The sequence below is a fragment of the Mesobacillus selenatarsenatis SF-1 genome (assembly GCF_000813125.1).
GTDB classification, from domain to species: domain Bacteria; phylum Bacillota; class Bacilli; order Bacillales; family Cytobacillaceae; genus Mesobacillus; species Mesobacillus selenatarsenatis.
Genome location: NZ_BASE01000107.1, coordinates 1 through 14,155, shown reverse-complemented (window position 1 = coordinate 14,155; position 14,155 = coordinate 1). Strand labels below are relative to the sequence as shown.

The 14,155-nt window shown below is 43.6% G+C and carries 13 protein-coding genes and 1 other annotated feature; all 13 genes read left to right on the top strand.

What is annotated here, in order from left to right; translation table 11 throughout:
• The first annotated feature begins 327 nt into the window (after positions 1–327).
• The 13 genes from TY49_RS20320 to TY49_RS20260 all read left to right on the top strand — a co-directional run bounded on the left by TY49_RS20320 (position 328) and on the right by TY49_RS20260 (position 14,012).
• Entirely contained in the window at positions 328–1,407 is a 1,080-nt protein-coding gene (locus TY49_RS20320) for an AI-2E family transporter (protein WP_041967770.1), read from the top strand.
• A 64-nt stretch (positions 1,408–1,471) separates the two neighbouring features.
• Positions 1,472–1,683, top strand: a binding site (T-box leader).
• Between the two features lie 75 nt (positions 1,684–1,758).
• On the top strand, positions 1,759–4,392 hold the full coding sequence (gene alaS, locus TY49_RS20315; protein WP_041967739.1) for an alanine--tRNA ligase: 2,634 nt from the start codon (positions 1,759–1,761) through the stop codon (positions 4,390–4,392).
• 78 nt (positions 4,393–4,470) lie between these two features.
• Positions 4,471–4,740: an IreB family regulatory phosphoprotein gene (locus TY49_RS20310; RefSeq protein ID WP_041967738.1), complete on the top strand. Its 270-nt coding sequence runs from the start codon at positions 4,471–4,473 to the stop codon at positions 4,738–4,740.
• On the top strand, positions 4,741–5,157 hold the full coding sequence (ruvX, locus tag TY49_RS20305) for a Holliday junction resolvase RuvX (protein WP_041967737.1): 417 nt from the start codon (positions 4,741–4,743) through the stop codon (positions 5,155–5,157).
• A 15-nt stretch (positions 5,158–5,172) separates the two neighbouring features.
• The gene (locus tag TY49_RS20300; RefSeq protein WP_041967736.1) at positions 5,173–5,460 is read left to right on the top strand and encodes a DUF1292 domain-containing protein; all 288 of its coding nucleotides are present in this window, start codon (positions 5,173–5,175) and stop codon (positions 5,458–5,460) included.
• 285 nt (positions 5,461–5,745) lie between these two features.
• Positions 5,746–6,888, top strand: coding sequence for an endolytic transglycosylase MltG (gene mltG / locus TY49_RS20295; RefSeq protein WP_041967735.1), 1,143 nt, complete (start codon positions 5,746–5,748; stop codon positions 6,886–6,888).
• A 311-nt stretch (positions 6,889–7,199) separates the two neighbouring features.
• Entirely contained in the window at positions 7,200–7,838 is a 639-nt protein-coding gene (locus TY49_RS20290; protein ID WP_041967734.1) for an O-methyltransferase, read from the top strand.
• 5 nt (positions 7,839–7,843) lie between these two features.
• Entirely contained in the window at positions 7,844–8,773 is a 930-nt protein-coding gene (locus TY49_RS20285) for a peptidase U32 family protein (protein ID WP_041967733.1), read from the top strand.
• Between the two features lie 27 nt (positions 8,774–8,800).
• Positions 8,801–10,069, top strand: coding sequence for a peptidase U32 family protein (locus TY49_RS20280; RefSeq protein ID WP_041967732.1), 1,269 nt, complete (start codon positions 8,801–8,803; stop codon positions 10,067–10,069).
• A 4-nt stretch (positions 10,070–10,073) separates the two neighbouring features.
• Positions 10,074–10,709 carry a uridine kinase gene (udk, locus tag TY49_RS20275; protein ID WP_041967731.1) on the top strand — a complete coding sequence of 212 codons (636 nt, stop codon included), beginning with the start codon at positions 10,074–10,076 and terminating at the stop codon, positions 10,707–10,709.
• Between the two features lie 207 nt (positions 10,710–10,916).
• The gene (greA, locus tag TY49_RS20270; RefSeq protein ID WP_041967730.1) at positions 10,917–11,393 is read left to right on the top strand and encodes a transcription elongation factor GreA; all 477 of its coding nucleotides are present in this window, start codon (positions 10,917–10,919) and stop codon (positions 11,391–11,393) included.
• 56 nt (positions 11,394–11,449) lie between these two features.
• Entirely contained in the window at positions 11,450–13,231 is a 1,782-nt protein-coding gene (locus tag TY49_RS20265) for a peptidoglycan D,D-transpeptidase FtsI family protein (protein ID WP_041967729.1), read from the top strand.
• An 85-nt stretch (positions 13,232–13,316) separates the two neighbouring features.
• Entirely contained in the window at positions 13,317–14,012 is a 696-nt protein-coding gene (locus tag TY49_RS20260; protein WP_041967728.1) for a DUF1510 family protein, read from the top strand.
• The last annotated feature ends 143 nt before the right edge of the window (positions 14,013–14,155 follow it).

Below are 14,155 nucleotides of genomic sequence, written 5' to 3'. Positions count from 1 at the left end.
CTTAATACCGAACTACCAAAACGGTTTTTTATCACGTTAAAATCGGCCTTAGGATTTTATCAACAATCGCTACGAAAACAGCCTATATGTAAAATTGGAAAAAAGCGCTTGAAATTACCATTTCGCTATAAAAAATCTATTTTCGCTATAATAATGAAGTTTTCGCTATAAAAAATTATTCTTAGCTATAATAGTTTGTAAATCGCTATAAAAATTAGAATTTCGCTATAAAAATGGAAAGGCCCTTTTGAATAATCCCAAACATGGCCAAAAATGCATAATCCACCACCTTTCTCTCAAGAATAAACAAGAAGGAGGGTGAAGATGATGAATATCCAAATGAAATGGTATTACCGGCTTGGGTTTCTTCTCCTTTTATTCATTGTTCTGTACGTATTCATCAAATTGCAGTCCATCTGGGTTCCTTTTTTGGAAGTCTTGCTTTCGCTGCTTGTGCCTTTTTCCGTGGCTGCTTTCATTACATATTTGCTGCATCCTATTGTGGAGGCTCTTCACCAAAGAGGGCTTCATCGCGGCGTTTCAATCCTGATCATCTATATACTGTTCTTTGGCGGGGCTGGGTTTGCTTTTTACAAAGGGATTCCGGCCTTGATTCACCAGCTGGGTGACCTGGCGGAAAATGCTCCGTATTTCGCCGAGCAGTATAAACAAATGGTCAATAATATTGTTGATCAGACATCGACTTGGCCAGCAGGTATCCATGAAAGAATCGAGGATGGCATTACCCGGATGGAACAATGGCTTGATGGAGTGCTCGCAGGTACAATGACATTTCTGATGGATATCATTAATTCCATCTTGACGATTGCAGTAATCCCGTTTATCGCTTTTTACATGCTGAAGGATTTCGATGTCATGAAAAAAGCGGCGTGGTATCTCACCCCACGGCAGTGGAGACAGCCAGGCACTAAGTTCCTGCATGAAGTCGACAAATCCCTGGGCAGCTATATCCGCGGACAGCTGCTCATATGCCTCATAATTGGAGTCCTATCCTCATTGTTTTTTTGGCTGGCAGGCATAAAGTATTCGCTGCTGCTTGGAGCAATTGTCGGGATAACGAATGTGATCCCTTATTTCGGCCCGATCATTGGAGCTATTCCAGCTGTGATTATTGCCGCGACAATGTCGGTGAAGATGGTGTTTTTATCACTCGTGATCGTGTTCTCGCTTCAGTTCCTCGAGGGAAATATCCTTTCCCCGCTGATTGTCGGCAAAAGCCTGCACATGCATCCGCTGATGATCATGTTTGCACTGTTGGCTGGTGAAGAAGTTGGCGGCATCCTTGGATTGATTCTTGCTGTTCCTGTCCTAGTCGTATTAAGGGCGGCATTGATTCACGCAAAAGACCATATCATACTTGAAAGAAAGAAAGAACGTCCATCATAATTTTTGCCTAGTCGTTTGACAAAGTGCAAGGAGCTATATATAATTCGGCTATAGATTAATAATTCGAAAAATGTAGAAGGAACGAGTATGTTATAGACCATCGTCCAGAGAGGGATTCCCAGGCTGCAAGAATTCCCGATGAAGGATAACAGAAAGCTATTCCGGAGTGCAGGCAAAACCTGCCGTAGCAGCTGCGTTAAAGCGTTTTTGAGAGATGGGCGCACGTATTTGTGTCCATAATCAGGGTGGTACCGCGAGCAAGCTCTCGTCCCTGTCCAGGGATGAGGGCTTTTTTTGTTGCCTAAAATCCCTGAAAGCTAAAATTTCACTTGGGTTTAGGAGGTTAGTTTTATGAAAAAACTGACAGGTGCTGAAATCAGAAGAATGTATCTTGATTATTTTAAGGAAAAAGGCCACGCAATCGAACCGAGTGCGTCGCTTGTTCCGCATGATGATCCTTCCCTGCTTTGGATCAACAGCGGTGTTGCAACATTGAAAAAGTATTTTGACGGCCGTGTCGTACCGGGAAATCCACGGATTACAAACGCACAGAAATCAATTCGTACGAACGATATCGAAAATGTCGGCAAGACAGCACGCCACCATACGTTTTTTGAAATGCTCGGGAACTTCTCGATTGGCGACTATTTCAAGGTTGAAGCAATCGAATTCGCATGGGAATTCCTAACGGATGAAAAATGGATCGGCTTTGATCCAGAAAAACTGTCAGTGACAATTCACCCTGAAGACGATGAAGCTTTCAATATCTGGAGAGAAAAAGTCGGTGTTCCTGAGGAGCGAATTATCCGCCTTGAAGGGAACTTCTGGGATATCGGTGAAGGTCCTAGTGGTCCGAACACGGAAATCTTCTATGATAGAGGACCTGAATACGGCAATGACCCTGAAGATCCAGAATTATACCCTGGTGGAGAAAATGACCGTTATTTAGAAGTTTGGAACCTAGTGTTTTCCGAGTTCAATCACAACCCTGATGGAACATATACTCCACTGCCGAAGAAAAATATTGATACAGGCATGGGACTAGAGCGTATGGCTTCTGTTGTCCAGGACGTTCCTACAAACTTTGAAACCGATCTGTTCATGCCGATCATCAATGCGACTGAAGAACTATCTGGTGAAAAATACGGACATTCCAAGGAGAAGGATGAGGCGTTCAAAGTAATTGCTGACCACACTCGTACTGTAGCATTTGCTGTCGGCGATGGTGCACTTCCTTCAAACGAAGGCCGCGGCTATGTACTTCGCAGATTATTGCGCCGCGCTGTGCGTTATGCAAAGAAGCTGAGTATCAACCGTCCATTCATGTATGAGCTTGTGCCTGTAGTTGGAGAGATCATGCATGACTTCTACCCTGAGGTAAAAGAAAAGACAGAATTTATCCGAAAAGTCATAAAGAACGAAGAAGACCGCTTCCACGAAACACTTCATGAAGGACTTGCAATTCTTTCAGAGTTGATCAAGAAGGAAAAAGAAAAAGGCAGCGGCATGGTCCAGGGTGAAGATGTCTTCCGCCTTTATGACACATACGGCTTCCCTGTTGAATTAACAGAAGAGTATGCTGAAGAAGAAGGTTTGAAGGTCGACCATGAAGGCTTTGAAAAAGAGATGGAGCTGCAGCGTGAGAGAGCACGTTCTGCAAGACAGGACGTAGGTTCCATGCAGGTTCAGGGCGGCATTCTTGGCGACATTAAAGAAAGCAGCGAATTCGTCGGTTATGACAATTTTGAAACAAACAGCAAGATTGTTGCATTAGTCAAGGAAGGCGAGCTTGTCGAGGAAGCGAAAGCTGGTGATGACATCCATTTCATCCTTGATGTAACACCTTTCTATGCAGAAAGCGGCGGCCAGATCGCTGATAAGGGAACAATCGAAGCGAATGGCGTGAAGCTATCAGTCAAGGATGTAAAGAAGGCTCCTAACGGCCAAAACCTTCACCATGCAGTGGTATTAGAGGGAGCAGTTACGAAGGGTCTTGAAGTGACAGCTAAAGTTGACCAGGATAACCGTGCGAGAATCATCAAGAACCATACTGCAACACACTTGCTCCACCAGGCATTGAAGGATGTGCTTGGCGGTCACGTAAACCAGGCAGGATCACTAGTCGAGCCTGATAGATTGCGGTTCGACTTCTCTCATTTTGGTCAGGTGACTGCTGAAGAGCTTGAGCAAGTAGAAGCAATCGTCAACAAAAAAATCTGGAGAAGCATCCAGGTTGAGACGAGCTTCAAGCCGATTGCTGAAGCAAAATCAATGGGCGCTATGGCTTTGTTCGGTGAAAAATACGGCGATATTGTCCGTGTCGTAAAAGTTGGCGACTACAGCCTTGAGCTTTGCGGCGGGTGCCACGTTCCTAACACATCTGTCATCGGATTGTTCAAAATTGTATCCGAGAGCGGTATTGGGGCGGGAACTAGAAGGATTGAAGCTGTAACAGGCGAAGCAGCTTACACAGTGCTAAATGACCAGATTAGTATTCTGAAGGACGCAGCATCTAAACTGAAGACGTCTCCAAAAGAAGTAGCGAACAGAATTGATTCCATGCTTGTTGAAATGAAGCAGCTTCAGCGTGAAAATGAATCTCTTTCAGCAAAATTGGGTAATATTGAAGCAGGAAGCCTTACTACCAAGGTCAAAGAAGTCAATGGTGTCCAGTTGCTTGCAGCTCGCGTCGAAGCGGCTGATATGAACGGCCTTAGAAATATGGCTGATGACTTGAAGCAGAAGCTTGGTTCAGCTGTCATTCTGCTTGGCATGACCGACGGCAGCAAAGTAAATTTGATTGCCGCAGTGACAGATGACCTGATCAAGCAAGGCTATCAAGCTGGAAAACTGATCAAGGAAGCTGCAACAATATGCGGCGGAGGCGGCGGAGGCCGTCCGGATATGGCACAGGCTGGCGGAAAAGATCCATCAAAGCTCGACAAAGCGCTACAATTTGCCGAAGAATGGGTTAAATCAATTTGATATAACAGTAAAGTAGTGTAGAATGAAGATATCTTAAAGAAAATTTGCCTGCCATTTTTTAAAAGTGAGGTGCATTCGATGAGCTCGTTTGACAAAACGATGAGATTTAATTTTCCCGAAGAGCCTTTTGAGCATGATGTCAATGAAGTCCTGCTACAGGTGTATGAAGCATTGCAGGATAAGGGATATAACCCTATCAACCAGATTGTCGGATATTTGCTCTCCGGCGACCCGGCCTATATTCCCCGCCATCTGGATGCCCGAAATATCATCCGAAAGCTGGAACGGGATGAAATTATCGAGGAACTGGTTAAATCCTATTTAAGGAACCACCGAGAGGGGAAATAAATGCGTACGATGGGACTGGATGTCGGCTCGAAAACAGTCGGCATTGCGCTGAGCGATGAACTGGGATGGACTGCTCAGGGACTTGAAACATTGAAAATCAACGAAGAAGAAAATGTGTTTGGTTTCGATGAATTAGGTAAAATAATAAAAGAGTACGATGTCGACAAAGTTGTCGTCGGGCTGCCTAAAAACATGAACGGCACAATTGGACCACGCGGAGAAGCGAGCCAATTCTATGCCCGTGAATTGGAGGAAAGGTTCGGCGTCCCTGTTATCCTCTGGGACGAGCGTCTGACGACAGTGGCTGCAGAGCGGGTTTTGCTTGAGGCTGACTTAAGCCGAAAGAAACGAAAGAAAGTCATTGATAAGATGGCAGCAATGATGATTTTACAAGGCTATTTGAATAGTCAAAACTAAATTGAGGTGACTTTAATGGATCACGGCGAAAACAACATTACAGTAGTAGACGAAAGCGGTAACGAACAACTATGCGAAGTACTTTTCACATTTGACTCAGAAGAGTTTGGTAAATCTTATGTTTTATACTATCCGATGGGTGCAGATGATAGTGAAGATGAAGAAATCGAAATCCATGCTTCAGCTTTCACCCCGTCAGAAGACAACGAAGATGGCGAACTAATGCCAATCGAAACTGACGCAGAATGGGACATGATTGAAGAAATGCTAGAAACATTCCTTGCAGAGCAAGACGAAGAATAAATTATTACTTTAGGACCAGGCGAATGATGCCTGGTCCTTTATTTTTATAAGTAAACCTATCGTCCAAACAGAGGGTAGATTCCTAGAAAAGTGTCCGATAGATAATCTCACCGACTTCTGTTCTCACAGGTCTTATTAGCACTGTCGAAATTTTGGTTTATTTGTCGCTAGTGGTATTTTTTCGTAATTATTTGCAAATAGAAATAAAAAATATAGTATAATGGTTCGAGATGTGAAAATAGAGAGTATCCAGGAAATCAACATTGTTAACTGGAGGGGGAAGTTATGTCTGACGAAAAAAATAGTAAACAAGATAAAAAGAAGTTGATTGCTGAGAAGTTGGTTGAACAGCAAAAGGAAGCAAGAATTGTTAGGAAGATTGTATTCATCACGGCGATCGTTGGTATCTTACTCATCGGGGCAGTTGGCGGAGGCGGATATTATTATATTAAAGAAGCTCTTAAGCCGGTAAATGCATCCAGCGAGAAGACGGTTGATGTCAATATCCCGATTGGCTCCTCTACTACAGGAATCGGAAAGATATTGGAGGAGAATGGGGTAATCCGGGATGCGAGGGTCTTCAAATACTATGTGAAATTTAAGAATGAAGCAGGTTTTATGGCCGGCGATTACAAAATGAATCCGTCCATGACACTTCCAGAAATAATTTCGAGCTTGAAAACTGGTAAAGTCATGCAGGAAGTGGTCATGAAAATTACCATTCCTGAAGGAAAGCAGTTAAAGCAAATCGCTGGAATTATCGCGGAAAAGACACAGCAAAATGAAGAAGAGATTTTTAAACAGCTCAACGATAAAGAGTTCATCACAAAAATGATGGGTAGATATCCAGACGTTCTGACGGAAGACATATTAAAAGAAAATGTGAAGTATCCGCTTGAAGGCTATCTGTTCCCGGCAACTTATCCTTTCTATTCTGAAAAGCCAACGGTCGAGGAAATCGTTACTGTCATGCTGACTAAGACTAAGGAAGTTCTCGGTGAATTCAGAGGTCAGATGGAAGAAAAAGAAATGACGACACATGAATTGATGACGATGGCATCGCTCATTGAGGAAGAAGCGACTGATAAAGTTGACCGCGATAAAATCGCGAGCGTTTTCTATAATCGCCTGGAAGACGGTATGATGCTGCAAACAGATCCTACTGTCCTATATGCGCACGGAGAACATAAAGACCGGGTGTTTTACAAGGATCTTGAAATTGATGACCCTTATAATACCTATAAAATTCAGGGGTTGCCGCCAGGCCCAATCGCCAATCCAGGGGTAATGTCGATTGAAGCCACTCTGTCACCTGCCGACACAGATGATATGTATTTCCTTGCAACGTCTACAGGAGATGTGCTCTTCTCTAAAACACTTGCAGAGCATAATCGCAAAGTGAACGAACATATAACAAACAAAAAATAACAGTAAATAAAAGGGAAATGCAGAAAGGTTAGCATTTCCCTTCTTATTGTGATAAAATAATTCAAGTGTTTTTTTCTAGATTCAATAGTAATGTTACTGTCTATCGTAAGCTCCGAGTGGGAGCTCCGAATTATTTGATAGCGTGTATTGCAGAAGTAGGAGTTATGGCTTTTAGCTTATGAACCTTTAAGGCAACATTGCCTGATGGTGTGCCCTCTTAAACTGTGAACGCTATTTTTTTCATGCTCGGACAGTCATTCTAATATATCTACTCTGGCTGAGATTTAGCCATTGAATAGAGGTGAAGCAGCTTGCTTAGTCAAGAGCTGCAAAATTATATAGATTCTTTAATACAGCCTAGGAATGGTCTCCTTTTAGAGATGGAGGAATATGCCCATCAAAACGGAGTTCCAATCATGGAGCCGGCAGGTATTGAAACCCTGCTGCAATTCTTGAGAATACAGCAGCCGGAAGCGATTTTGGAGGTAGGGACGGCAATTGGCTATTCGGCACTAAGGATGGCATTCGCCCTGCCGCAAACAAAGATCGTCACTTTGGAACGTGATGAGGAACGGTTTAAGCTTGCTGTTGATTATATTAAGAGGGCAGACATGCACCAGCAGATCATCCAAATAAGTGGTGATGCGCTTGAGCTTGAAGAGGAAGTTGCCGGCCATGGTCCGTTTGAGACCATTTTCATTGATGCGGCCAAGGGCCAGTATAAGCGTTTTTTTGAAATATACTCAAGGCATTTAAAGCCTGGAGGTATGATCATTACGGATAATGTCCTTTTTAAAGGGCTTGTATACAATCAGGAAGCAGATAGCAGAAGACTTCGCAGCCTGGTTAAAAAAATAGACGAATTCAACCGCTGGCTTGCTGCCAATCAGGAGTATGATACTGTCATACTGCCGATAGGCGACGGGATAGCGGTTAGTAAGAAGAGGTGAACGGAATGAATAAACCTGAATTATTGGTAACTCCAAAGAGTGTTGAGGATATTATTCCACTGGCGGAGGCGGGAGCAGATGCTTTCTTGATTGGTGAACAGAAATTTGGCATGCGTCTCGCTGGTGAGTTTGACCGTGAAGACGTAAAGCAGGCAATCGAACTGGCACATTCAAAAGGCAAGAAAGTATATGTCGCTATGAACGCGTTGTTCCACAATGAAAAAATTGATTTGCTTGGTGATTACCTTGGATTCTTAAAAGATCTCAATGCGGACGGAGTTACTTTCGGCGACCCGGCAGTACTGATGGCCGCAAAGGAATATGCCCCGGAAATGAAGCTTCATTGGAGCACGGAAACAACAGGCACGAACTGGTATACTTGCAATTATTGGGGCAGGAAGGGTGCAAAACGTGCCGTTCTGGCAAGGGAAATCAATATGGACGCTATTGTTGAGATCAAGGAAAATGCCGAGGTTGAAATCGAGGTGCAGGTTCACGGAATGATGAACATGTTCCAGTCTAAACGCCCATTGCTTGGACATTACTTTGAATACCAAGGCAAAGCGCTTGAAGTTGAGAACCGCAAACAAGAACGCAATATGTTCCTTCATGATAAAGAGCGAGAAAATAAATATCCTATTTTCGAGGATGAAAATGGCACTCATATCATGAGTCCTAACGATATTTGCATTATTGATGAACTAACGGAGCTTGTGGAAGCCGGAGTCGATTCTTTTAAAATTGACGGCATCCTGAAGAGCCCTGAATATATCCTGGAAGTTACAAAGCTTTATCGCAATGCCATTGATTTGGCTGTTGAAGATCCAGACCAATACGACGAAGAAAAAGACGGCTTGCTTGAAGCAGCGGAAGAACTGCAGCCGCCAAACCGCCCACTGGATACAGGATTCTTTTTCAAAGAGACGGTTTATTAACAGTAAGAACTATGAGGAGGTTGCGTAATGGCAGCAGTAGCAGATAAAATCTCGCAAATTGTTGACGGGAAGCGTGTTATCGTAAAGAAACCAGAACTGCTTGCGCCAGCCGGTAATCTTGAAAAACTTAAGATTGCCGTGCAGTATGGTGCAGATGCCGTCTTCATCGGCGGGCAAGAGTATGGTTTGCGCTCGAACGCAGATAATTTCACATTCGAAGAAATGAAGGAGGGCGTAGAGTTTGCCAGGGAATATGGCGCCAAAATCTATGTCACAACAAACATCTTCGCACATAATGAAAACATCGATGGTCTTGAAGACTATCTATTAGGCTTGAAGGGAGCTGGCGTGCACGGCATCATTGTCGCTGATCCTCTGATCATCGAAACTTGCCGCAGGGTCGCTCCAGAGATTGAAGTACACTTAAGCACACAGCAATCCCTTTCAAACTGGAAGGCTGTCCAGTTCTGGAAAGAAGAAGGTCTTGAGCGTGTTGTTCTTGCGCGTGAAACAAGTGCTGATGAAATCAAGGAAATGAAGGAAAAAGTAGATATTGAAATCGAAACCTTCATCCATGGAGCAATGTGTATTGCATACTCAGGACGCTGTACATTGAGCAATCACATGACAGCACGTGATTCTAACCGCGGCGGCTGCTGCCAGTCTTGCCGCTGGGACTATGACTTGTACACACTTGAAGGAAATGAAGAAAACGCCTTGTTTGCTGAAGGTGACTCTCCATTTGCGATGAGCCCAAAGGATCTTAAGCTGATCGAATCGATTCCACGCATGATCGAGCTTGGAATAGACAGCTTGAAAATCGAAGGCCGCATGAAGTCGATCCACTATATAGCGACGGTAGTCAGTGTATACCGCAAAGTGATTGATGCTTATTGCGCAGACCCTGAGAACTTTGTCATCAAGCAGGAATGGCTTGAAGAATTGGACAAATGTGCGAATCGTGAGACAGCAACTGCCTTCTTTGAGGGAGTTCCTGGGTATAAAGAGCAAATGTTTGGAAACCATAGCAAAAAGACAACTTTCGATTTTGCCGGACTTGTGCTTGATTACGATGCTGAGACGCAAACGGTAACACTTCAGCAAAGAAACTATTTCAAGCCAGGCGACGAGGTTGAATTCTTTGGACCAGAAATCGAGAACTTCACTCATGTCGTTGAGAAGATTTGGGATGAAGATGGCAATGAGCTGGATGTAGCCCGCCATCCTCTGCAAATCGTCAAGTTCAAGATGGACAAGCCTGTCTACCCAAATAACATGATGCGGAAGGAGAAGTAAACAAATGGACCGCAAACCTGTTGTGATTGGTGTAGCCGGCGGCTCCGGCTCAGGAAAAACTAGTGTAACTAAAGCGATTTACGATAGCTTTAAAGGCCACTCAATCCTGATGATAGAACAAGACTACTATTATAAAGACCAAAGCCATCTGCCAATGGAAGAGCGTTTGAAGACAAATTATGATCATCCGCTGGCATTTGACAATGACCTTTTGATAGAACATATCCAAAAGCTGCTTCGTCACGAGGCGATTGATAAGCCAGTTTATGATTACGCTGTCCATACAAGATCTAGCGAGGTCATCCATGTTGAACCTAAAGATGTAATTATTCTTGAAGGAATCCTGATCCTTGAGGATGAGAGACTTCGTGACTTGATGGATATCAAGCTCTATGTTGATACAGATGCAGATTTGCGGATTATCCGAAGGCTGCTGCGTGACATTAAGGAGCGCGGCCGTTCAATGGACTCTGTCATCGAACAATATGTGAATGTTGTCAGGCCGATGCATAACCAGTTCATTGAGCCGACCAAGCGTTATGCACATGTGATTATCCCTGAGGGGGGCCACAACCATGTGGCGATTGACCTGATGGTAACAAAAATTCAAACAATTCTTGAACAAAAATCGTTTTTGTGACACAATAGCATAGATAATGTGGACATGGAAGTACTTGAATAAAGTGCTTCCTTTTGTCCAATGAAAAGTAAATGGTCCGTTCCGGTCCTATTTAAAAACGCGCGCCCTGGTAAAGGGTGCGCTCCTGTATATTTTTCAGGTTACATAATATAATATTACACAATCTATTTTTTGGGGAATTGTGAAGACTAGAAGGAGTGAAGTATTTTGGCTACAGAAAAAGTTTTTCCTATGACACAGGCAGGAAAAGAAAAGCTGGAACAAGAATTGGAACAATTGAAAACAGTAAAGCGTAAAGAAGTTGTTGAGAGAATCAAGATCGCACGCAGCTTTGGCGACCTTTCAGAGAACTCTGAGTATGATTCAGCAAAAGAAGAGCAAGCCTTTGTTGAAGGCCGTATCACAACTCTTGAAAATATGATTCGCAATGCAAAGATCATCCAGGAAGATGAAGTAAGCACAGATGCAGTCAGCCTTGGCCGCACAGTAACTTTTGTCGAGCTTCCTGATGGCGATGAAGAATCCTATACAATCGTGGGGAGTGCTGAAGCTGACCCGTTTGAGGGCAAAATTTCAAACGACTCTCCAATTGCCAAGAGCCTGATGGGCAAGAAAGTTGGAGATGAAGTGACTGTCCAGACTCCTGGCGGTGAAATGAACGTTCGTATCACAACAATTAAGTAAATACCTTATGTTTGAAATATCAACACCTCGTCAACACTTTTGACGAGGTGTTTTTTATGCGTAAAAAAAGAATGGTAGCCTGGATCTCCATTTGTATAGCTGCTTTTGGTCTGCTGATGTTACGGCTGGCACAGCTGCAGCTATATGATACAGAGTCCTTTTCCAAGCATGAAATCAATTTAATAGAAGCAAGCGTTAAGCAAAGATCGCAGGAAATGGTCGTTGACAATGGCAGAGGGAATTTCCTTGACAGAAAAGGGGCACCTCTATCCTATGAAACTTCGTCAGTTCTTGTCCTGTTTCCATTTTTGAAAAAAATGGACTGGGAAGCTGACAAGATCGCAAGGACTATCGGAGTATCTGTATACGCTTTGGAAAATGCAGTGGAAAAGTCCAAGGAACCATTCGCCTATGGTGACCCAGATCCGATGATCTTGACAAAAAGACAAATGGACATTATAAACGAGATGGAAATCCCGGGTGTATTTGCTGTTGAGCGAAAGTATCCATTGGCGAAAGTGCCGGCTGCCCAGCTTCTAGGGATCATTGGTGAGAATGAATCGCTACTGAAATCAAGGTATGTGGAGAAAGATTTGCTGCCAAGAACCTTGATTGGTCTCTCAGGATTGGAAAAAAGTTTTGACGAATTCCTGGTTGCTGAAGGGAAATCTAAGCTGGTGTATCATGTCGACGGGGCAGGGGCACCACTATTCGGAATCAATGTTAAATATATAGATCCAGCAAATCCATTTTATCCAATCAACCTGCAGACATCGATAGACAAAGATCTGCAGATGATCCTTGAGGAAAAAGTTGACGAGCATAATATCAACAGAGGCGGCGTCGTGCTGCTGGATATTGAAACAAATAGTATACTGGCTATGGTTTCAAGACCCGACATTAACACTGTGAACCCTTATAATGACGAGGGAACAGAAAATATGATGGTCAAGCAGCATATACCTGGTTCTGTCTTTAAGACGGTGGTTGCTGCCGCAGCAATTGATCATGGGCTCGATGATCCAGCGAGGAAGTTCGATTGCAGCAAGACGATCAGCGGGGATCCAGATTTGAAATATGACCACGGTATACTCAATTTCGCTGATAGCTTTGCAGTAAGCTGCAACAGGACTTTTGGGGAGGTAGCCCGGGAACTGCAAGAGAAGGACCCAAATATGCTTGAAAAATACGCAGAGATGCTATCCATCACTGGCGGTGCTGGATGGAAGGGTGACATTTTTCACCTAGAAGATTTCGAACAGCTGCAAGATGAGGAAAAGGGCCGGGTATTTTTATCAGATGAAGCGAGGAAAGATCGGAATTTTGCAGCTTTATCAGGTATCGGCCAGCATGAAGTGAGGGTGTCTCCTCTTGCTGTTGCGAACATGATGGCTACAATCGCCAGAGGAGGCGAAAAAAACATGGTCAGGGCTGTATTCTCCATCCAGTACCAAAATGGCGCTAAAATGACGGACTTCCCCAAAGAGGAGCTAGAAGGGGCGGAAATCTCACCTTTTACAGCCATGAAACTTCAAAAGCTTTTACGAGAGGTCGTTCTAAATGAAGAGGGTACGGGGAGATGGTTCAGGGAATTGCCATATTCGGTGGCAGGAAAATCCGGGACCGCCGAAACCGGGATCTACAAAGATGACAAACAATTGCACAATAAATGGTTCGCTGGATATTTTCCCTATGAAAAACCGAAGTATGCACTTGTGACTGTCAACTTAGGGGTCCTGGAGAATGAAGGCGGGGTGAACCCACTCTTTGCGGATATAGTAAAAGAGGTCTATGCATATAACCATGGAAGCCTGGATGAAGGTCCGAAAAACCATTAAAACAACATTAGATGAATATAAAATCCTTCAAGTTTGCCCCAAGTCATGGTAGAATGTTGACAACCTTATAAGGGAGGGAAAGATCTTGAAGCACGATTATGACAACCTAAATGAGGGGACACGTTCAGGAAAAAGATCCAAGCGCAGAAAAACGAACCTTATTTTAAATAGCTTGATTGTTGTCGTTATTTTGTTGATTGGAATTGTCTCTTTTAACATTTTTTTCAGCAATGATGAAGGGGCTGCCGACCAAAACGGTGTTGTGGCAGAAAAAGATAATGCCGCAACCCCTTCAGGAAACAAAGATGACAGCAAAGATACTGGCAAAAAGAATGACCTTAAAGATTCTGATAAAGAAGATGATAGTGCAACAGAAGAAACCGAGTCTGAAGAAGCAGATGAGGAATCTGCAGAGGATGAGGAATTGGCTGAACCAATCGTGACAGAAGGCGGCAGTGATGCCAATGTCAAGCAGACGATTGAGAATCCAGAATGGAAGCCTGTAGGCACAACCCAATCTGGAGAACATAATACCGTTTTCGACCAAAATGCCGTTGATTGGCAGGAAATGATTCTTGCATATTCATATGCTACCGGAATTGATAAGAATAATATGACGGTATGGTTTAATGGAAATGGCGGTGCGCCTAATACCGCGGTAGGAACCATCTCTGAAAAGGGAAGTGACCAGACGTACAGAGTATCGATTCAATGGGTAGACGGCCAGGGCTGGAAGCCAGTGAAAGTAGAAGAATTGATTGAGAATGATCAGAAGAGATAATGTGATTTATTGAGAGGGGCTCTTGAAGAGGGCCCCTTTATTTTTTTTATAAGAAAGTATAAAACTTTTTACACTTAGATTAGTGTCTAGCTCCAGCGCCTAGCCCTCGAGTCGCTTGTCTAGTTTCGCCTCCTAGAAACTCC

Coding starts and splice junctions, on each gene's coding strand:
- alaS (WP_041967739.1), top strand. CDS start 1,759: ATGAAAAAACTGACAGGTGCTGAAATCAGAAGAATGTATCTTGATTAT.
- TY49_RS20300 (WP_041967736.1), top strand. CDS start 5,173: ATGGATCACGGCGAAAACAACATTACAGTAGTAGACGAAAGCGGTAAC.
- mltG (WP_041967735.1), top strand. CDS start 5,746: ATGTCTGACGAAAAAAATAGTAAACAAGATAAAAAGAAGTTGATTGCT.
- TY49_RS20280 (WP_041967732.1), top strand. CDS start 8,801: ATGGCAGCAGTAGCAGATAAAATCTCGCAAATTGTTGACGGGAAGCGT.
- TY49_RS20320 (WP_041967770.1), top strand. CDS start 328: ATGAATATCCAAATGAAATGGTATTACCGGCTTGGGTTTCTTCTCCTT.
- TY49_RS20285 (WP_041967733.1), top strand. CDS start 7,844: ATGAATAAACCTGAATTATTGGTAACTCCAAAGAGTGTTGAGGATATT.
- ruvX (WP_041967737.1), top strand. CDS start 4,741: ATGCGTACGATGGGACTGGATGTCGGCTCGAAAACAGTCGGCATTGCG.
- udk (WP_041967731.1), top strand. CDS start 10,074: ATGGACCGCAAACCTGTTGTGATTGGTGTAGCCGGCGGCTCCGGCTCA.
- TY49_RS20265 (WP_041967729.1), top strand. CDS start 11,450: ATGCGTAAAAAAAGAATGGTAGCCTGGATCTCCATTTGTATAGCTGCT.
- TY49_RS20310 (WP_041967738.1), top strand. CDS start 4,471: ATGAGCTCGTTTGACAAAACGATGAGATTTAATTTTCCCGAAGAGCCT.